This is a genomic window from Pantoea sp. MBLJ3 (genome assembly GCF_000816655.1).
Classification (GTDB): domain Bacteria; phylum Pseudomonadota; class Gammaproteobacteria; order Enterobacterales; family Enterobacteriaceae; genus Pantoea; species Pantoea eucalypti.
The window spans coordinates 283,139-302,685 of record NZ_JSUT01000029.1 but is presented as its reverse complement, the minus strand read 5'-3'; the positions used below and the strand labels follow the sequence as shown (position 1 = coordinate 302,685).

The 19,547-nt window shown below is 50.8% G+C and carries 18 protein-coding genes; 10 read left to right on the top strand and 8 right to left on the bottom strand.

The features are described 5' to 3' along the window. Positions 1 to 63 precede the first annotated feature (63 nt). Positions 64 to 1,041, top strand: coding sequence for an MBL fold metallo-hydrolase (locus tag NP77_RS20565; protein WP_039661466.1), 978 nt, complete (start codon positions 64 to 66; stop codon positions 1,039 to 1,041). Positions 1,042 to 1,151: 110 nt separating this feature from the next. Here the strand turns inward: NP77_RS20565 and NP77_RS20560 are convergent, their stop codons facing one another. Beyond that, positions 1,152 to 2,360 (bottom strand): MFS transporter, encoded by a 1,209-nt coding sequence (locus NP77_RS20560; protein WP_039661465.1) that lies wholly within the window; start codon positions 2,358 to 2,360, stop codon positions 1,152 to 1,154. Between the two features lie 177 nt (positions 2,361 to 2,537). Here NP77_RS20560 and NP77_RS20555 point away from each other — a divergent pair, with 177 nt between their 5' ends. Both NP77_RS20555 and NP77_RS20550 read left to right on the top strand, forming a co-directional pair. After that, on the top strand, positions 2,538 to 3,155 hold the full coding sequence (locus NP77_RS20555) for a TetR/AcrR family transcriptional regulator (protein ID WP_039661464.1): 618 nt from the start codon (positions 2,538 to 2,540) through the stop codon (positions 3,153 to 3,155). A 115-nt stretch (positions 3,156 to 3,270) separates the two neighbouring features. Continuing rightward, a complete protein-coding gene (locus NP77_RS20550) occupies positions 3,271 to 3,657 on the top strand; it encodes a YkvA family protein (RefSeq protein WP_039661463.1) in 387 nt (128 codons plus the stop codon). Here NP77_RS20550 and NP77_RS20545 read toward each other — a convergent pair. Next, positions 3,638 to 5,599, bottom strand: coding sequence for a sigma-54-dependent Fis family transcriptional regulator (locus NP77_RS20545; RefSeq protein ID WP_039661462.1), 1,962 nt, complete (start codon positions 5,597 to 5,599; stop codon positions 3,638 to 3,640). The genes NP77_RS20550 and NP77_RS20545 overlap by 20 nt on opposite strands. A 186-nt stretch (positions 5,600 to 5,785) precedes the next feature. Here NP77_RS20545 and NP77_RS20540 point away from each other — a divergent pair, with 186 nt between their 5' ends. The 4 genes from NP77_RS20540 to NP77_RS20525 all read left to right on the top strand — a co-directional run bounded on the left by NP77_RS20540 (position 5,786) and on the right by NP77_RS20525 (position 10,049). Continuing rightward, positions 5,786 to 7,234 carry a sugar porter family MFS transporter gene (locus NP77_RS20540; protein WP_039661461.1) on the top strand — a complete coding sequence of 483 codons (1,449 nt, stop codon included), beginning with the start codon at positions 5,786 to 5,788 and terminating at the stop codon, positions 7,232 to 7,234. Positions 7,235 to 7,246: 12 nt separating this feature from the next. Then, a complete protein-coding gene (locus NP77_RS20535) occupies positions 7,247 to 8,260 on the top strand; it encodes a Gfo/Idh/MocA family oxidoreductase (RefSeq protein ID WP_039661460.1) in 1,014 nt (337 codons plus the stop codon). After that, a complete protein-coding gene (locus NP77_RS20530) occupies positions 8,260 to 9,039 on the top strand; it encodes a TIM barrel protein (protein WP_039661459.1) in 780 nt (259 codons plus the stop codon). The genes NP77_RS20535 and NP77_RS20530 overlap by 1 nt, the downstream gene beginning before the upstream one ends. Positions 9,040 to 9,125: 86 nt before the next feature. Beyond that, positions 9,126 to 10,049 carry a substrate-binding domain-containing protein gene (locus NP77_RS20525; RefSeq protein WP_008924620.1) on the top strand — a complete coding sequence of 308 codons (924 nt, stop codon included), beginning with the start codon at positions 9,126 to 9,128 and terminating at the stop codon, positions 10,047 to 10,049. Positions 10,050 to 10,210: 161 nt separating this feature from the next. Here NP77_RS20525 and NP77_RS20520 read toward each other — a convergent pair whose 3' ends face one another. From NP77_RS20520 to NP77_RS20505, 4 genes are all read right to left on the bottom strand, one after another. Continuing rightward, entirely contained in the window at positions 10,211 to 10,558 is a 348-nt protein-coding gene (locus NP77_RS20520) for a hypothetical protein (protein WP_003855026.1), read from the bottom strand. A 685-nt stretch (positions 10,559 to 11,243) separates the two neighbouring features. Further along, on the bottom strand, positions 11,244 to 12,863 hold the full coding sequence (locus NP77_RS20515) for a methyl-accepting chemotaxis protein (RefSeq protein ID WP_008924621.1): 1,620 nt from the start codon (positions 12,861 to 12,863) through the stop codon (positions 11,244 to 11,246). Between the two features lie 83 nt (positions 12,864 to 12,946). Further along, a complete protein-coding gene (locus NP77_RS20510; RefSeq protein WP_039661458.1) occupies positions 12,947 to 14,557 on the bottom strand; it encodes an EAL domain-containing protein in 1,611 nt (536 codons plus the stop codon). A gap of 470 nt (positions 14,558 to 15,027) precedes the next feature. Then, the gene (locus NP77_RS20505) at positions 15,028 to 16,029 is read right to left on the bottom strand and encodes a GlxA family transcriptional regulator (protein WP_033742853.1); all 1,002 of its coding nucleotides are present in this window, start codon (positions 16,027 to 16,029) and stop codon (positions 15,028 to 15,030) included. Positions 16,030 to 16,437: 408 nt separating this feature from the next. Between NP77_RS20505 and cybB the strand changes: the two genes are divergently transcribed. Then, positions 16,438 to 16,962 (top strand): cytochrome b561, encoded by a 525-nt coding sequence (gene cybB / locus NP77_RS20500; protein ID WP_003855033.1) that lies wholly within the window; start codon positions 16,438 to 16,440, stop codon positions 16,960 to 16,962. 84 nt (positions 16,963 to 17,046) lie between these two features. Continuing rightward, positions 17,047 to 17,397: a DUF3147 family protein gene (locus NP77_RS20495; RefSeq protein ID WP_008924623.1), complete on the top strand. Its 351-nt coding sequence runs from the start codon at positions 17,047 to 17,049 to the stop codon at positions 17,395 to 17,397. Between the two features lie 29 nt (positions 17,398 to 17,426). Here NP77_RS20495 and NP77_RS20490 read toward each other — a convergent pair whose 3' ends face one another. Both NP77_RS20490 and NP77_RS20485 read right to left on the bottom strand, forming a co-directional pair. Beyond that, positions 17,427 to 18,107 carry a VIT family protein gene (locus tag NP77_RS20490; RefSeq protein ID WP_039661827.1) on the bottom strand — a complete coding sequence of 227 codons (681 nt, stop codon included), beginning with the start codon at positions 18,105 to 18,107 and terminating at the stop codon, positions 17,427 to 17,429. 167 nt (positions 18,108 to 18,274) lie between these two features. Further along, positions 18,275 to 18,454, bottom strand: coding sequence for a hypothetical protein (locus tag NP77_RS20485; RefSeq protein ID WP_156137312.1), 180 nt, complete (start codon positions 18,452 to 18,454; stop codon positions 18,275 to 18,277). Between the two features lie 314 nt (positions 18,455 to 18,768). Between NP77_RS20485 and NP77_RS20480 the strand changes: the two genes are divergently transcribed. Then, complete coding sequence (locus tag NP77_RS20480) at positions 18,769 to 19,428, top strand: DUF1345 domain-containing protein (protein ID WP_039661456.1); 660 nt, start codon at positions 18,769 to 18,771, stop codon at positions 19,426 to 19,428. Positions 19,429 to 19,547: the final 119 nt, after the last annotated feature.

Sequence of the window (19,547 nt, the reverse complement as noted above, 5' to 3'; positions counted from 1 at the left end):
TGATATGGATTGTCTGAGGATACTGCCCACCACGTTGTGATGAAACATTCTGGAGAATAATTGATGAAAATTTTACTGATGCTGGTGGCGTCACTTATGGCATTCAGTCCGGCCTATGCAGCCGAACAGCCGTCTGCACGGGATCAACAGGCTCCGGGTTATTACCGGATGATGTTAGGTAAATTGCGCATTACCGCCGTTTCCGACGGCACGGTGACCATTCCCCTTAATACATTACTGACAAACATTTCACCGGATAAACTCAGCAAGGGAATGGCCAGAGAGGCGATGACGCCGCAGGCTGAAACGTCGATTAACGCCTTTGTTATCGATGATGGCAAAAAGCGCATCTTAGTCGATACTGGCGCCGGTGAGCTTTTTGGCCACGATGGCGGACATCTGCTGACCAACCTGGCCGCTGCTGGCTATCCGGCTGAATCGATCGATGCTGTGCTTCTGACTCATGTTCATGCCGATCATTCAGGCGGTGTCTCGCGTGCAGGCAAGCCGGCTTTTCCTGAAGCTGAAGTGTATGTGGATAAACAGGATGTCGATTTCTGGCTTAATCCGGCCAACGCCAGCAAAGTGGAAGCCAGTCAGGCTCACACCTTTGCGGATTCTGAACGAACGCTTCGCCCGGTCATGAATGCTGGCCTGCTTAAAACATTTATGGCACCCGCTACATTACCGGGAGGAATCCGTGCTGAGTCGACCGCTGGCCATACGCCGGGCAGCGTACTTTATCGCGTGGAAAGCCAGGGGCAGACGCTGGTGTTATGGGGAGACATCATCCATGCCAAAGCGGTGCAAATGCCAGACCCCGAAGTGGCCATCCATTTTGATGTCGATCAGAAACAGGCTATTAATACACGTGAAAGGGTACTGAAACAGGCTGCCGATCAGGGCTACTGGGTGGCTGCGGCGCATATCGCTTTCCCGGGTCTGGGTCATGTTCAGCACGAGGGTAATGCTTATCGCTGGGTGCCCGCTAATTACACCACCCAGCTCGGGCAGTCAGTTTCTGACGAGGCCAACAATTAACACATAATGGGTTTGGCAAAACGCGTTCAGACAGATTTACCGGTCACAAGCTCAAAGCAAAGCAGATTGGATATTTATCGGGCGTCCATTGCGGACGCCTTTCAACATCACTATTTCACTGGGCCTCCTCTGGCACCCGGCCTGAAAGCATGCTTTTTCGCCCGCCAGGCGATGATCAACGCAACCGCCATAAAGGTGAGTAGCGCCCAGGGAAAAGAGACCGCACCGGCATTATTGAGAAGCAGTCCTCCAGTAACGCCGCCGCTGGCGATAGCCAGATTCCATGCGGTTGTCACCATCGCCTGAACAACGTCGACATGATTGCCAGCCGAATCAGCGGCGGCCGTTTGCATCTGGGTTGATGCACCACCAAACGACCAACCCCATACGATGACAGCCACATAGACCACAATCTGTTCCCGCATGCCTGCGACCAGCACCACAGAAACCGCCGCCAGTGCTGCAAGGCTGAGCAGAACCAGATGTCGCAAATGACGATCTACCAACATTCCGGTGATCCAGATGCCGACCAATGCCGCGATGCCAAAAATCAGCAGGATAAGTCCGACGTTTCCGGTCAGTCCCGACAACTGCAGGAATGGTCCGATGAACGTATAAAGAATGTTGTGAGCCGTCATCCACAGAAAGATAACCGCCAGAACGGGCCTGACGCCGGGCATACGGAAAACCTGCCATACCGGCAGTCGACGGTCAGCCTGCTGGCCCGGCAGGTCAGGAACCGCCACCCATGTCCAGATAAAGAGAATAATGGCCAGTGCTGCCATGATCCCAAAGGGGACTCTCCATCCCATCATACTGCCCAGCCATGCGCCTGCCGGGGTTCCCAGCGACAGGGCAACCGGTATTCCAACCATCGCAATAGCCAGCGCGCGGCCCTGTAATTCAGCAGGAACGAGGCGGCGCGCATAGCCCGCCAGGATTCCCCATGCAAGTCCGGCAGCCACACCGGACATGAAGCGAGCCCCCATCGTCAGCCAGTAGCTGGATGAAAGGGTGGTAACGGTGTTGAAAATCAGGAAAGTCCCGACGGCAAGCAGCAGCACTTTTTTACGTCGCCATCCACTGGTCAGAACCGTTAAAGGAATCGCCGCCAGCAGCGATCCCAGCGCATAGATACTGACCAGCTGGCCTGCCATTACCTGAGAAACACCCAGACCTTTTCCGATCTCCGGAAGCAGACCCGCCGGAAGGGTCTCGGTCAGAATGGCGATAAAGCCAGTCATGGCAAATGCCAGCAGGGAAGCCAGAGGCAGGCCTCGTTGTGTTGTGGTTTCACTGAATGCGGTATTGACGTGCACGTTGAGTCCTTTTTTAAGTTTGTAACGCTTAAATATTGCGAAAACCCGCGTGATAACAGGCTGGCTGATATAAATATCGATCGGTATATATATTCGAAACTATAAGCCCCCGCGCAACTTGTCAAGAATATATGTATCGATTAGTATTTATGTCTGGCAAGTCAAAAAGGAACGGATATGGCTCAGATGGGACGTCCACGAACATTTGACCGTGACGAAGCAATTCGTCAGGCGATGACACTTTTCTGGCAACACGGTTACGAGTCCACTTCGCTTGCCATGCTCAAGTCGAATCTCGGTAACGGTATCACTGCCCCCAGTTTTTACGCCGCATTTGGTTCTAAAGAGGCGCTGTTCGAAGAGGTTGTCGAATGCTATATGACGACTTATGGTCAGGTGAACGATTGTCTATGGGACGATTCGCTTGAACCCCGACAGGCTATCGAACTCGCCTTGCGTCGCTCCGCAAAGATGCAGACAGATCAGGGACATCCCAGTGGTTGCCTGATCGCGCTATCCGTTAATACCTGTTCACCTGCAAACGCGCACATTCGTGAGCTTCTGGCAGCGCAACGCGATCGAACCAGAGCGGGGTTTTTGCGATGTGTCACCAGAGCGAGAGAGGCGGGGCTTCTGGTTTCCGGTACAGATGTGCAGGCACTGGCCAGGTTTTTTCACAGTTTTGAAATCGGCCTGTCGACCGAAGCCCGCGATGGCGCAACCGGTAAAGAACTTGATGCGGCGGTATCAACTGCCATGAAGACCTGGGATGCCGATTGCCGTAGTGTTGATTGACAGAAAATGGCGCCCGGACTCAACACGGCGCGTGAGTCTTTGTGAGGAGCGTTGTACGAAAGCGTAATAACCGTTGTCCTCAATAAGGAAAAGACGTTTCGTGAAAAGTAAGCTTATGACTGACATCAAAACGTGGGCACGAAACATCAAACGGGATGTGCATGCGGTATGGCTCGCCGCCCGCGATCCCCGTACACCGTTAGTGGCTAAAGTGCTGGCGATGATTGTCGCGGCCTATGCGGTTTCACCCATCGATCTGATCCCCGACTTCATTCCCGTTATCGGCTATCTCGACGACCTGATCATTGTACCGCTGGGGATCATGCTGGTGGTACGTCTTATTCCCCCCGAGGTGATGCGCGAACATCGTGAAACTGCAGCGCAAGCCAGTAAACGTCCTGTCAGTCGCGTAACGGCAGGGATCTTTATCGCGATATGGATTGTTGGTGCCACTGTGCTGTTCAGCCAAATCGTCGCAGCGTTCAGGCATCATTTTTCCTGAAAGCACGGTAGTCGATTTTCCATGCATTGAGCTTGTTATATAACGCCGTTCGTGAGATCCCCAGCAGTTGCGCCGACTGACGCAGATTCCCCTGTTGTTCACTGACAATTTGTAAAATATGCATCCGCTCCAGATTTTGCAGTGAGGGTTGAATCTCTCCGGGCGCATCACTGGCTGAGACTTGCTGCAGGGATTCGGGCAAATCGGCGCGGGTTATTTCTAACCCTTCACTCAGGTTGACGACACGCTCAATCACATTTTCCAGTTCACGTACGTTTCCCGGCCAATCCCAGGCTTGCAGACAGGTCATTGCGTCCGGCGCGACCACAGGCGGAATACGCTTCAGACGTGTGCAGAGCGCCTGAATGAAAATATTCACCAACTCCGGTATGTCTTCACGACGGTCACGCAGCGGAGGAATTTCTAATGAAATTACATTCAGACGGTAATAGAGATCGCGCCGAAAGGCATTTTTCTCCACGGCATCCAGCAGGTTGCAGTGCGTTGCCACGATAATGCGGACATTCACTTTCACGGGCTGAGCCGCGCCGATACGCAGCACTTCACTCTCCTGCAGTACGCGTAGCAAGCTGGTTTGCGCTTCGAGCGGCATCTCACCAATCTCATCCAGGAAAAGGGTTCCGCCGTCAGCCAGTTCAAACTTGCCCGCCGAACCGCCACGCCGTGAACCGGTGAAGGCGCCATCCGCATAGCCAAACAGCTCGCTTTGCACCAGATCGCGTGGCAGTGCGCCGCAGTTAAGAGCGATAAACGCTTCCTGCTGACGTGGGCTGGCATTATGAATGGCCTGCGCAAACAACTCTTTGCCGGTGCCACTTTCACCGCTGAGCAGCACTGTGCTGTCGGTTCGGCTGCTGACCCGGGCCTTATGAATTGCCTGCTGCAGACGCGACGAGCGGCCGCGAATCATGTCAAAGGTGTAACTGGCATTCACGCCCATGACACGTCGTGTAATGGCACGGATACGCTGATTTTCACGCAGCGACAGCACGCGTCCGCCATCCGGCGCGGGCATCAATGATATCAGGCAGGAGAGGGGGGCCAGGCCGGCTGGCCTGAACTGCAACTCGATGTCATTACAAAAAGGCATGGTCAGCAGCGATCCGCCTTGTGGCTGTAGCAGTTCATCAATCGGGATATTGCCTGGATTCAGCCCGCTGAAAATCTGGCGCGCATAGCGGTTAAGGGTTTTAATGCGTCCCTGTTTATCACAGACAATCACACCTTCATTCAGCGTCTCAAGAATGGACTGCTGTTCAGCCAGCAGGCGTCGTAGCATCAGTTGCTGTCCGACTGCTTCTGCCGCCGCCTGGACCGTGCCAAGTGTGTGGACGTTGAAATTATCAGGCGTGGCGGTCAGTGTGAGCACACCTATCAATTGTCCGTTTTCATTACGGACGGGGGCCGCAGCGCACTGCCGGCGGCGTTTTCGCAAATCAAACTTCCAGTTTTCACCGCTCAACACATAGACCAGTCGCTGTTCAATCAGGCAGCGCGCGGTACAGTTAGTACCCAATACCTCTTCACGCAGAATACTGCCGATCGGTGTCAGGTCGGCACCGCAAAAATGGAGCGTTACACCCTGCGCATCGGTGAGGTTAATGTGCCCGTCCGGATTATAGGCGAGCAAATTTTCCATAATGCTGCGTGCAACAAGAATGAGTTCTGCATTGTTTTCAAGAATCGCAGTCAGTTCGCTGGCTGGGGGCGCGGTATAGATAAATCGATCTGGATCGATAGCGTACTGCTGCGAGCGTTGCCAGGAGTGCAGAATAGTTTCACGAAGCGCTGGCGGCGGTTCGCCCTGGGTAAAGCTCTCCCAGCTTCGCCATAACAGCGCGTCCCAACTGTCGGCGGCCTCCCTGTCGGGCAGGCTGAAGATCGCCTCGCTCTCATCTCGTAATAACAATTGCTGATTCACACGCCACTCCAGTGGGATTAAATGTCCATTTTATGGACATGTTAAGTTGACATGTAAACTTTGTTGCCAGTTTGAGGTGTGACGTTGTGTCAGCGCTCACAAAATTTCCCGGATTTTGGTTGGCACCACCTTTGCAAAGGTTGATGCAATCACCTGGATCAATCATGCGAAGGGAAATAAGTTGTTATGCGCAAACACAATTTACGGCTGATTCTGTTTATCTGTGCCATTGCTTCACTAAGTGGCGTGATTCTCGGTTATGACGCTTCTGTAATCTCTGGCGTTATCGACCCGCTGACAGAACATCTGAATTTAACGCCATGGGAAAGTGGCTGGGCGGTGTCCAACGTCATTCTCGGCTGCATCGTCGGCGCATGGAGTGTTGGCTTCATTTCTGATCGTATCGGTCGCAAAACGACCCTAATCGTTACCGCTCTACTCTTTTTGCTCTCCGCAGTGGGCGCTGCGCTGGCGGGATCGCTGACCGATTTCGTTATCTGGCGACTGACTGGCGGGCTGGCGGTCGGGATGGCCTCTGCGATTACGCCGCTTTACATCGCTGAAGTTTCACCCAAAGACTGGCGCGGACGGATGCTCGGCCTGCAGCAGATGCTGATGGTGGGCGGACAGGTTACCGTCTATATCGTGAATTACCTGATTGCACGCGGCATGCCGCATCAGTGGATTGTCAGTGAAGGCTGGCGCTGGATGCTCGCTTCGGGCGTGGTGCCTTGCGTGCTATTTTTGCTGCTGGTGCCGTTTATGCCAGAGTCACCGCGCTGGCTGGCGCTGAACGGCAAAAAAGAGCGGGCCCTTGAGGTGCTGACGCGTCTTTCAAATGCCCGACACGCCCAGCGACTGTTACAGGAAATCCTGACGTCAAATCGGGATGACAACATCCTGACCCGTCAGCGCGGCATCCTGCGGGATGCGCGGGCACGCTATATCCTGCTGGTGGGTTGTGCCATTGCTATTTTGCAGCAGATCTCCGGTATCAACATCCTGCTCTATTACGCGCCGTCACTCTTACAAAACATCACCGGCAGTACCCAGTCTTCCCTGTTTCACAGCATTTTCATTGGTCTTGCGCTGCTGACTGGCGTGGCCGTTTGTCTGAGTACCATTGATCGTCTGGGCAGGACAGTGCTGCTGCGCTGGGGGGCACTGGGATGCGCGCTCTCTATGATCTTCACCGCCCTGGCATTTATCGCCGATGCAGGTGGCCTGCTGCCAGTGATTGGACTGCTGGCCTTCGTGCTGATATTTGGCCTCTCATGGAGCCTGGGTGCCTGGCTGCTGATCTCAGAAATCTTTCCTAATCGGATTCGCGCCGTGGCGATGGGCTTTGCGTTCGCCTCGATGTACGTCGCTAATTTTATCGTTACCCAAAGCTTCCCGATGATGAACCGCAGCCAGGTGCTGATGGAACACTTTCATGGTGCCTTCCCGCTGATGTTATGCGCGGTGGGATCGCTCATCGCGTTCTGGTTTGTCCGTCGTTTTTTACCGGAAACCCGGGGCGTGTCGCTGGAGCACATTGAACCGCTGATGCTCTCCAAATCCCGTCGTTTCGCTGCTGAGGTGAAGCGATCTGAACAACACCCTTCATCGCCCGCCTGGGCAAAAGCAAAATAATAAGGAGTTTTTATGAACCATCAAACAATGCGCGTGGGTTTAATCGGCGCAGGCCGCATGGGCAGCTTCCATGCGGAAAATCTGGCCTGGCGTGTGCCTGGTGCCACCCTTGCGGCAGTGGCGGATCCGTTCCCTGGCGCAGCAGAGAAGCTCGCCAGCCGGCTTGGGGTGAGCAAATCGTATAGCGATCTGCATGCGCTGCTTCAGGATGATGAAATCGACGCCGTTGCGATTGCCGCGCCAGCACGGACGCATGCGGAGTGGGTGATTGCCGCGGCCAGAGCCGGCAAACATGTGTTTTGCGAAAAGCCTATGGCTGTCACGCTGGATGAGGCCGATCGCGCCATCGCGGCGGCAAAAAAGGCAGGCGTCGTGTTACAGGTGGGCTTTAATCGCCGCTTTGATTCCGGTTTTGCGGCAGCAATTGCAGCGGTAAAAAACGGTGAGAATGGCACGACCCAGCTTAGTCGCTCTGTGACCCGTGACCCAGGCCTGAACGATCCAGCGCCGATTCCGCAATGGACCATCTTCCTTGAAACGCTGATTCACGATTTTGACACGCTACTGCACTTCAATCATGGCGCAAAGCCGGTAGAAGTCTATGCGCTGGCCGATGCGCTGGTGCGGCCAGATTTTAAGGATAAAGGGCTGTTGGATACCTCGGTTGTGACTATTCGCTTCGACAACGGCGCTATTGCTATAGCTGAGGCAAACTTTCAGGCGGTCTATGGCTATGACGTGCGCGGTGAGGTTTTTGGCAGTAAAGGCATGCTGCAGGCGGGCCACATCAATGCCAACCACTGCGTGCGTTACACCGCCAGCGGAATAGCCGTCGATACGTCGCGACTGGATTCAGATCTGCTGCGAGAGGCCTATGTGGCAGAAATGACCGAGTTTGCCCGCTGTATCCGAAGTGGTGAAACGCCTCGCGCCACGGGCGAAGATGCGCGCAACGCGCTGGAAATTGCGCTGGCCTGTATCGAATCTGTACAGAGCAACTTGCCGGTTAAGCTGGGGGCGGGCTGATGGCTGATTATCAACTTTCCGTCTGCGCTGAAATGGTATTTCTGGAGCTGCCATTTACAGAGCGCGTAAAACGCATTCATGAGCTGGGTTTCGGCGTCGAAATCTGGGGATGGGCCAACAAGGATATTGATGCGCTGGTGGCGACCGGTGCGCGCTTTACCTCTATGACCGGTTATCTGAGCGGTAATCTTACCGATGAAACAGAGATAGCGCAGTTACTGCAGAGTGCTGAAGCCTCACTGGCTGTGGCCGAACGTCTCAGTTGTCCTGTACTGAATCTGCATGGCACCGGACTTGACGACCGCGGACTGCCGGTAAAACCCGTGACAACGGTAACGGGCGCTATGTGGCTCAAGGCCGCCGATACGCTGCGCCAGGTTGCACAACTTGGTGAACGAGCCGGACGCGTTTTCACCCTCGAAAACCTTAATCTGCCGATCGATCATCCGGGCACACCCTTCGCCCTGGCCTCTGAAACGCTGGCGCTGGTCGAAGCGGTCAACAGCCCGGCGCTGAAGATGAATCTGGATCTCTACCATGCACAAATTGGCGAGGGCAATCTGATTGAACTGGTACGGCGCTGCGGTTCTGCGATAGGGGAAATCCAGGTTGCCGATGTACCAGGCCGCCAGCAGCCGGGCACCGGCGAGATCAATTACCGGGCTATTGCACGGACGCTGCAGGAGATAGGTTACAGCGGCACCGTCGCCATGGAGGGCTGGGCCAGCGGTGATAGCACAGCGGCTGTCCAGCAGTTCCGCGATCACTTTACGTTGTAAGCAGCATGCGTCGGGTATTTGCCTGTTACCCGACGCACAATAATGTTAATGAAAACAATAACAACCTCAACCTACAGGAATTGACTATGAACATCAGAAACCTTCTGCTTTGTCTTTGCTCCTTGCTGTTTAGTGTGGGAATCAGCGCCAAAACGTTTACCGTTGGCGTCGCGCTGGCTAACTTCGACCTTAACTTTGTCTCCATCCTTCGCACTCAGATGCAGAAAGAGCTTAACGCCAGTGAACTCAAGAGCCAGTTTGTTGATGCCAAAGGCGATGTCGCGCTGCAGGTGCAGCAGGTTGATGACTTTATCAACCAGGGCGTTGACGCCATTATTCTCAATCCGGTTGATACCCAGGGTGTTTTACCGATGATCACGGCCGCCAAAAATGCCGGTATTCCGCTGGTTTTCGTAAATCGTAAACCGGAAGTGAAACTGCCAGCAGATATGGCATATGTTGGTTCTGATTCGGCGCTGGGTGGCGAAATGCAGATGGAGGCGCTGGCAAAGAAAATGAACTACAAAGGTAATGTAGCGATACTGATGGGCGCGCTGTCGAATGAAGAGGCCCGTGAGCGTACCCGTGCTGTGGAAGCGGTTATCAGTAAATATAAAGACATGAAAGTTATTGAGAAGCAGACAGCGAAATGGCAACGCAATGAAGCGGTTGATGTGGTTTCTGGCTGGCTGCTAAATCAGCGTCCCATTGACGCCATTGCTGCAAACAACGATGAGATGGCGATTGGCGCGATTATGGCTTTAAACCAGGCGAAGAACGATAAAATCCTTGTGGCGGGAATTGATGGAACACCCGATGGTCAGCAGTTCATTAAAAACGGCAGGATGGTGCTCACTATTTTTCAGGATGCAAAAGGACAGGCTACCGGCGCAGTTCAGGTGACCAAAGCCCTGCTGAACAAACAAAAGGTTGAGACGCTTAACTGGGTGCCTTACAAGCTGATTACACCTGAAAATTATCTGAACTTTGTTGCTGAGAATTCAAAGTAGTCCCACGTTCAGGGTTATTTACGAACATCTCTTTCAGGTGAAAATGATCAATCGGGGTGCCTGAACAATGATGAACATGCGCGCGTATTCTGGACCGTGAACGGTGAAAGGGGGAATTGAACACGCGCGCATATTGCCAGTGAATGATTTTCAACCGTCTCTTACAAACCGACCAGCGTAATCTGTTTCTTGATAGTCAGCGCTTTATAGAGTGCTTTAGCCAGGCTGCCAGGCTCAACGTCAGGCCTGACGCCCTCCGGATCAGTCCAGAACGATTTAATCCGCAAAATGGTGTTGATGCTGGTCACGCGCTCCAGTTCCAGAACGGCCAGTACAGGGTGACGCATTTCGCCGAGTTCTTCTATTGTATCGGCTTCAATGACCGCGGCACGGGATGCCTGACTATCAAAGATCACGTGGCAGCGTGCCCCCTTGAGGTTAAGAATGTCGATGACTTCATAAAGGCATTCAACAGCCTCTGCACTGTAGGTTGCGGACACATTAAACATAGCAAATCCCTCTGACGTAAAACGTAGTAAGCAGCCAGCATAGGCGAACTACAATCAGAGTAGAAGTTACTGTTTTTGAATGAAAAATATAGAGTCAAAAGGTGACGATAACGTGTGTCATTTTAACTCTTATTTAGACTGGCACTAATAATAAGCGAGACGTTAACAGATTCTGGCGATGGGAGGCGGATTTGACTTAAAGAAGGACTCACATCGGGCATGCTAATCGTTCCAGTGAGCAGTGTATTTACAGATGTAAGTAGCGCATTCAGCTACAGGTTTTCGCTATTTTACACAATGAACCTCAGGTTAAGTTTAAGATTTATCGCTCTCTTAAATCTCAAATTCCCCAGGCTGACTGGAGTAATGACTTAACCTGGCTCAACACTCAGTCTGATTTGTTTCTGCGGTTCAGCGGGATATTCTGGTGGGTCAACATCCTGATGGGGTTTCGCAACTCAGGTGAGTAGTACGGCGTGAAGCGGATTTGGCGGCGGATAAGACGTCCCGGAATTATGCAGGTTTGTTCACATATGCGGGCGACACGCTGGCGGTTACTGCCTGATCAACCAAATTTCAAAATACGAAAGCGAGAAAAGCCACCACAGAGGATGGCTTTGCCTGCACGATAATCTGCGTGTGGCGTGAGAGAATGGCTACCTGAAACCTGAGTTAATCAGGTTCATCACGCCGTGGCGTAAGTTATTTCTTTGTGATTGCTCAATCCCTGAACATTCTCTGACGGGGCGTCCTCAGTCCTGAATGCGCTTACCGTACGCATCATGATAACGGCCTGATCATTCAGCATGGCGGAAGCAGCAAGCGATTCCTCTACAAGAGCGGCGTTCTGCTGGGTGGTGGTGTCGATCTGCGTAATGGCAATATTAATCTGAGCAATACCGTCCGCCTGTTCGACGGCAGCCTGATCGATTTGGCTCAGGATTGTTTTCATCTCAGAAACGTTGCTGATCATGCCGCCCATCAACTGGTTTGCGTCCGTTGCCATTCTTTGTCCGTCTCGTGTCTGGGATGAAGACTTTTCAATCAACGCTTTTATCTCGCTGGATGAAGTGGCCGTCTTCTGTGACAGGGAACGAACCTCCTGCGCCACTACCGCAAATCCCCGGCCATGCTCACCGGCACGCGCTGCTTCAACCGCCGCATTGAGCGCCAGAATATTGGTCTGGAACGCAATCGAGTCAATCAAGGTCAGTATTTCCGCCATCTGACGTGAGGAGGCTTCGATTTCATTCATCTTAACCGTCACGGCCTGCATCATTTCACCGTTTTGACTGACGGCATTCTCAGCCTGCGCTGAGAGCGTGGAGGCAAAGCGCGTATTGCTGCGGGTGTGGGCAATGGTGGCGGTAAACTGCTCAACAGAGGCAGCCGTTTCCTCTACCGAGCTGGCCTGCTCTTCCGTTCGTTCCGATAAATTACGGGTGCCGGCGAGTATCTGATGGGCCCCGGTAGCGATATTTTCTGCACCTTCGCGTATCTGACGGACCATCACACTGAGATTAGTTTGCATGGCGCCAATGGCGTTCATGAGAAGTCCTGTCTCATCCCGACGTTGCGTGCTGATACTGTTAGTGAGGTGCCCTTCAGCGACTCGCTGTACCCGGGCGATAACGTCATAAAGCGGGGCAGTAATCGATCGGGTAATAAACAGTGCCAGCGTAATGGCTGTCAGGATGCTGAACAGAGAGATGAAAATAATCTCCTTGCGTACGCTGTTATATCGCGTAGTGAAACTTTCATAGGAGCTTTTCATCTGGGCTTCCTGTAACCCGATGAAATTCGATACTTGCTTAACATACGCATCCTGTAGTTTCACTGTTGAGTTGAGATAAAACGAGTTTGCCTCCGCTTTATTTACGGCCAGGCGCGACAGGAAATCCTGGCGCGAACTCAGGAATTCGCGGCGTTTGACCTCAATATCATCAAGGATCCTCTGTGAGTCACTGTCGTCTGCAAGACGCCGCAGTTCGCCAAACGTGGTGCTGATATTCTTTGTTTTTTCCAGCATCTCACGCTCAATGGTCACTTTGGAAACGGGATCTTCGGCATTTATCAGCATCAGCTGTAGCTGGACACCCTGATTTATATTCTGAATAAGGTCATTGCCTAAAGATATCGTTGGATAGTCGTCGTTAATCATACCGGTGATACTTGTTCTGGCCATTCCCAGCGCGTTGAGTCCGATAAGGACGCTGACAAGCAGAAAAGAAATCAGTGCGAAATAAGAAATTCCAAGCTTTGATCTGATCTTTAGATTTTCAAAAACCTGCTTAACTCTGTTCATTATTAACGTTCCTGGTGAGTGTGTGGTGAAAATGAAAATGGGGGTAATGCCGCAATGGTTACCCTAAGCATTAATGTGTTCATTCATGCATTATGATTTATGAAATAACCAAATTGTTGTGGGCAGAGTGGGCGCGACCACAGATATCCCTGTATCAGAACTTCATTTTTCAGATCCATTCGGCTGATAAGTTCTAACTGCTGTTGTGTTTCAATTCCCTCTACGACAATGACTTTACCCAGTTTCTGGGCCAGTTGAATACTGGACTCCATTACTGTGCAGGCAAGTGGGTTAGAAATGGCTTCTTCAGTCAGGCTTTTATCAATTTTTATGCACCTGAAGTTGCTGTTGTAAAGATAGCGAAGCCCTGAACTGCCGGTTCCGAAATCATCCACGGCCATCTCAACACCCGCTGCGATTAAAACGCTGAGAGTTGTCTTTACGCTCATCTGCTGCGCCAGTTCCTGGCGTTCAGTTAATTCCAGCACCAGTTTTATTTTGCAGGCTGCCGTGGCATTCAGAAAGTACTGACAGGCAATGATAAGAGATTCCTGTTCAAAGTGAGAGGAATGAACATTAAAGTTAAGCCTGAACGAAGGCGGAAGTATCAGACTTCCTGCTAAGATTCTGTCAGCAATATCGGTTAAAAGAAACTCTGCCAGTTTGTTCACGATATTATGTTTTTCAGCAACAGGAATAAAAAGGTGGGGCGATATCATTATGGACGGGCTCACTCTCCAGCGTATCAAAACCTCGCCTCCCATAAGGCGTTTTTCGTTCAGGCTGAATACCGGTTGTATGTCAAAAGAGAAAGCCTTGTCTCTAAGGGCGTTAATGATGTAACGCTTTCTGGAGTAGAATCGGTTGAGTGTCCAGCGTGAGGTAAGGAAAAATGCCAGAAACAGGGAAGAAAAAAAACCAGCAGAGATTATAGTATGGTCAATGCCATCGGTATTTTCTGATGAGGTCTCTATTATTTTGTACGGAAACAGGGTGGATTTTTTTAAATAACCATTTTCTTCCACCGAAGAAGATGCTGTTAAACCATGCCAGGAGAGTCGCATTCCATCTGCTTCAAGTGTATAAATTTTGTTGCTTACCAGATGGATTGTGCTGAGTGGTGTCGTAAAATATCCGGCATCTATTGCAAGTGTCATTATGCCATTATTGAAAGGTATTAAAATCACCATTGCATTTTTATCTGGCACGCGATTGGAGCCGGATATGAGTTTTATTGAAATTCCTTTTTCATTTTTTTCGATGCGTTTTCTGATATCGTGCCTGATGTTCAGGTTAACCCTTTCGTTTGGAATGAAGGTCTGACCTGTCGATGAGGAGCAGTAAATATTCCCGGAGGCATCAAACAGAGTCAGCGATCGAATATAGCCGTTTGTCTGAACGGTTTTTTTTATTGACTGCAGTTGCTGGCTTGTGCAGTCTGTCCCCGTTTTTATTAGTGCGGTGGCACTTTCGATCGCGTCCGCCAGAATTCCGTCGATTTTTATTACCAGGTTCTCCAGTGTCCGGGTTCTTTGTTTGTCGTCAGAGGATGAATTAATGCAGTAAAAAAAGATCGCTGACAAAGCGACCAGAATTGATGAAATGATCAATGACGCCCATAATTTCTTTTTATCCGCACGCTCAGGGTGTTGAAAGGCTTCTGAAATTATAGTTGCGTGCCTTGCCTTCATCATTTCTCCCCTGGTGTTATGTGGTTTAAAAGAAATTAATTTTTCCCAAAAAACACTGGGTCAATGGCTAAATTTTTGTCTGAAGGATTTCGGTCAATCATATAAATAATGAATGACGTAATATCACCTTTTTTTCTAAAATAGATTGTGTAGCGCAACAGCTAATACACTGTAATCTAATCATCAATTTTATGTCAAGATGATCGGGTTAGCGTAAATTATCAGTGTGACGCCAGGTAATAACGGTAAACGTTAATGCTCGGAAAAATAAACATGTCGTTATATCGGCAATGTAACAGGAAAATATAGTTCAAATAAAGTGAACGAGTGCAGGAGCCGTAATCAGTTTAACTGATTACGGCCTGCAGAAAGGGGGTTACCCAATATTAATATTGATAACGCTGAGTGATCATCACTTCATAATAACCTGCTGCGAGTTCATCCAGCATCCCATCTGTAAATGCCGGTATGTTTTAGCCCTGCGGTGAGGCTTTGTCGGCAAGCCATTGGCGGTAACGTGCTGGCGCCATTCCCATTATCTGTGTGAATGCTTTTCTGAAGGCTGTCTCTTCTGAATAGCCACACTCTGTCACCACCTGTCGTATGCTAATCGTAGGATTCGCGAGCATGACACAGGCAGATTCTATTCTTATGCGGGTGATGAATTCTTTAGGCTTTTCCTGCGTGAGCGCTTTAAGTTTTCGTTGCAGCGTGCGTTCAGTGGTATTAAGTGCTTCAGCCAGTTGAGCCGCGCTGATAGAGGGATTTTTAAACCGTATGATGTCCTGAGCACGTAATAAAAGCGGGTGGCCATTATCTGCCAGCCCGGGAGGGACATAAAGGTGCTGGCATAAAGAGTCGTTGTCCGTTAGCGACATGCCTGCGGCAAGTTTTGCCACATCGGCTCCAGCGCCTTTCTGAATAATATGCAGAACCAGCGAAATCCATGAGAAACATCCGCCGGTGGTCAATACCCGTCCATCTTCCTCAAGCACCTTACCCCATTGAGACTGAGCAAGTGGGTAGCGTTCCCGCATGGTGTGATAAAACCACCACGTTGTTGAAAAAGACTTTCCGTCAAGCAAACCTGCTTCGCCCAGTATGAACCCACCTGTACCTGTTGAGGCGACGATAGAACCGGCGTCATATTGCTTCCTTAACCAGACGGCGGCCTCTTTTACGCCCAGCATATTCACGGGCTCCCGGTTGTTTCCCAGCACCATGCCGGGGGCAATAATGACATCAGGTTGACCAACTGACTGAAAGGAGCTGTCAATGTGAATGAGACGGCCCTGAACGTCCCATACGGGGCCACCATCCGGACTGACGATAACGGTCTGGAAAGGGTCGTTTTCAAACCGGGCTGCATGTTGTGGACTGGAAGCAACGGCATAATTCGCTATCCAGAACATGTCTGCTATTCCTGAAATGGCTGAGAGAACGCTGCCCTCAATAGCCAGTATCGCAATTCGCATTGCCTGAACCCCATGGTGTTAAATTGTCGTAAATTGCGTGAAAATTGTTACTTACTGCGTAACACAATCAAAGCAGCTGTTTAACCTGTTAAGCGTGTATAGAGCCACAACGCGCTACCGTCATGCAAACTGAACCTGAGATGCAAAACATCTGGGCAGTAGATGAATGTAATCAGATTGTTAATAGAGGGTTTTTTCAGCCACAAATGCGTCTGAGAAGGTGAAGGGGATGCATTACAGCGTGAAACTAACGAAGCGTGCAATCAGGCCATAGCCAGATGCTGTGAAGCATCGGATGGCTGCTCTGTAGCTGAGTTATTAAGCTTTAAAATCACAGGTAAATTGCTAATAAACATCTAATTATTTGCTGGTATAGTGACATAAAAAAATAGTCACTGGAGTTTATCGATGTTGAGCAAATACAAAGGTTCGCAAATTCTTTTTCACTGGCTTACGGTTCTGTTGATCATCGTGGCTTACGCTACGATTGAGCTGCGCTGGATGGCAGACAAGGGCACCTGGCAGCGAAATGTGGTTATGATTACTCACTTTTCAGCAGGTTTCTGCATATTGCTCCTGATGATAGCCCGTCTTTTTTTGCGCACCCGCACGAAAACCCCGCCGATCACGCCACCTGTTGCGCCATGGCAGACGGGTATTTCGCATCTGGTGCACACCTTGCTGTATGCACTTTTTGTTGTATTACCGATCCTGGGGCTGAGTTCACGTTACCTGCGCGGAAAAGAGTGGTCCCTGTTTGGGCTTAACATGCCTGTCGCGACGATTCCGGACCCTGCCACTGCCAGTATGTTAATTGACTGGCACGAAACCCTGGCGCCACTGGGATACTGGTTAATTGGTCTGCATGCGGTGGCGGCGTTGTTCCATCACTATTTTCTGAAAGATGACACGTTGCGCAGGATGATGCCGTAAGCGCGTGGCCTGATAATCAGAGCGTGTTGATCGTTCACGATCCTGCACTCGTCGGTGAGATGTACAGGAATTTTGAGGAGAATCATGCTCTGGTTAATAGCGAAATATGCCATTACGGCGTTTATGGTCGTACTGATATCAGAAGCGGCGAAGCGCAGCGATCGACTGGGCGGCCTGCTTGCCGCCTTACCGCTGGTCACTCTTCTGGTGCTGATCTGGATGAAGCTGGAAGGGCAGACACAGGAAAAAATCAGCGCTCATGCCTGGTACACTTTCTGGTATGTGGTGCCGACACTGCCGATGTTCGTTCTTTTTCCTTACCTCTATCAGCGAACCGGCTTCTGGCTGACGCTACTGATATCCTGCGTAATCACTGTCATCCTCTTTGTTCTCTGGGCGCTGTTTTTAAAGCGCTTTGGTATTCAGCTTATGTAGTTAAGGTGACGCTTAAGCGTCACCTTAATTCACCCTGCGAAATGGCCAAACAAAGCGCCAGTCACGCCGGACAGCGCCATTGCGAGACTGCTCCAGAAACTGACACGGATGACGCTGCGTATGACTGGTGCTCCGCCGGCTCTGGCGGCTACAGCCCCTAAAATCATCAGCGCCAGCAGAGCCGAGATAACAATACCCGCAATACCTGAATAAGTCAGAGCGACAATAAGCGGAATTAATGCCCCCACCGTAAAACTGCCTGCAGAGAACAGTGCAGCCTGAAGCGGCCGGGCGCTGGAGATATCAGAGATGCCAAGTTCATCACGCGTATGCGCATCAAGAGCGTCATGTTTCATGAGTGCGGTGGCAACCTCATGCGCTAATTCTTTATTCAAACCGCGATGAGTATAAATTGCTGCCAGCTCGTGTGTTTCAGCCTGATAGTTGCTTTCTAGTTCGGCCTGTTCTTCGGCAATAGCGGCGCGCTCGGTGTCAGCCTGTGAGGAAACAGAAACGTACTCACCTGTCGCCATAGACATGGCACCGGCCACCACGCCAGCTACGCCTGCCAGAAGCAGACTATGAAAAGCGCTGTTTGCAGCAGCGACACCGGTGAGAAGGCTTGCCGTCGAAACAATGCCATCATTGGCACCCAGCACGGCTGCTCGCAGCCAGCCAGATCGCGAAATTTTGTGCGATTCTCCATGTATCAACCGTTTATCCCTCTTGTGTCAGACGTTAACGTTTTAAAGCAGGCCGCAGCAGGCACTCAATCTGTAAATCATGACGTCATTGGCTCTCGAATAGTCGCCCTCGAAAAAGTATAGACGCGGGGCGAAAGTCAACGAGGGAACCGGCGGGCCATCGTTAAAAAACCTTAATCAAGCTTGCTGAGATCACGTTCAATATCGGCATGCCGTCCATTGTCAGCGATTTCCCGCCCTGGACGCGGCGCTGCTTTGAGTGCTTTTTCCAGATATTGCCTGGCGATCTGTTTATTACCCTGATTGAGCTGGAAATCGCCATAAAAATAAAGAGGGTGGAGATTTATTTTCACTGCCTTCAGGTTAGCGTGATTGAGAATTATTAACATCTGTTTTAATCGTAAAGGCGAAATAGATAATTCACCAAAAAACTACTGCTAAAGCGGCAGCCATACCTGATGGAACAAACACCGTTAGATTATTCACCCTCTCAATACCCGCAGACTTTACTGCATAAGTGATTCGCTGCGCTTTTTACACATTTCACGTTCTGGAACCGAATCCTGGCGGATACTTAAAAAGTGTAAGTATTGATTCTTTATTTATAATTTTTACCCGGTTTTAGCTAAAGTGGATATCATTCTGACTAAACCATAATGGCTTTACGATGCCGACATCTTTAACCTCCACGCTGTATACCCGCTTGCGTCTGGTGCTCTCTGTTGCTGCCGGTTTAATGTGCTACTTTTTGCTCTCTGCTCAGTTGGGTCAGATGCAGCGTTTGTTGATTAGCTGGAATGTGTGGGCCTGGCTCTATCTCTGCATTCTCTGGGTTCGTATGCTGCGAACCGATGCAACGGGAATTAAGCGTATTGCTCAGCTGCAGGATCAGAGTGCCGCGCTGGTGCTGGGAATCGTGATTGTGGCGTGTATGGTCAGTATTGTGGCTATTCTGAGTGAACTCCCTACCCTGAAAGGATTGACCGGCACACCACGACTCCTGCATTTGTTGCTGACAGCAATGACATTGATCGCATCCTGGGCCATGTTGCCCAGTTCATTTGCGATGCACTATGCTCATCAGCACTACCTTAACCGGAGTGAACATGTGAGTCCGTTGATATTCCCCGATAAAACGACGGATCCGGGCTACTGGGATTTCCTCTACTTTTCATTCACCATCGCGGTTGCGTCACAAACTGCGGACGTTGCCACCGGAACCACAGAGATGCGTAAACTCGCATTACTGCAATCTGTTATCTCCTTTATTTTCAATCTGGCTATTCTGGGTTTATCGGTGAATGTCGGGGCTGGTTTACTGAATTAAATCCAGTGACAGCCTGGCATCATTTGCGGAGCTGTCATTCTGTAACAACCTGGTCACCTTTAGTGATTATAACAATGTGTAATGAGGTGTTATCTGCCTCTTCAACCGACACGCACTGC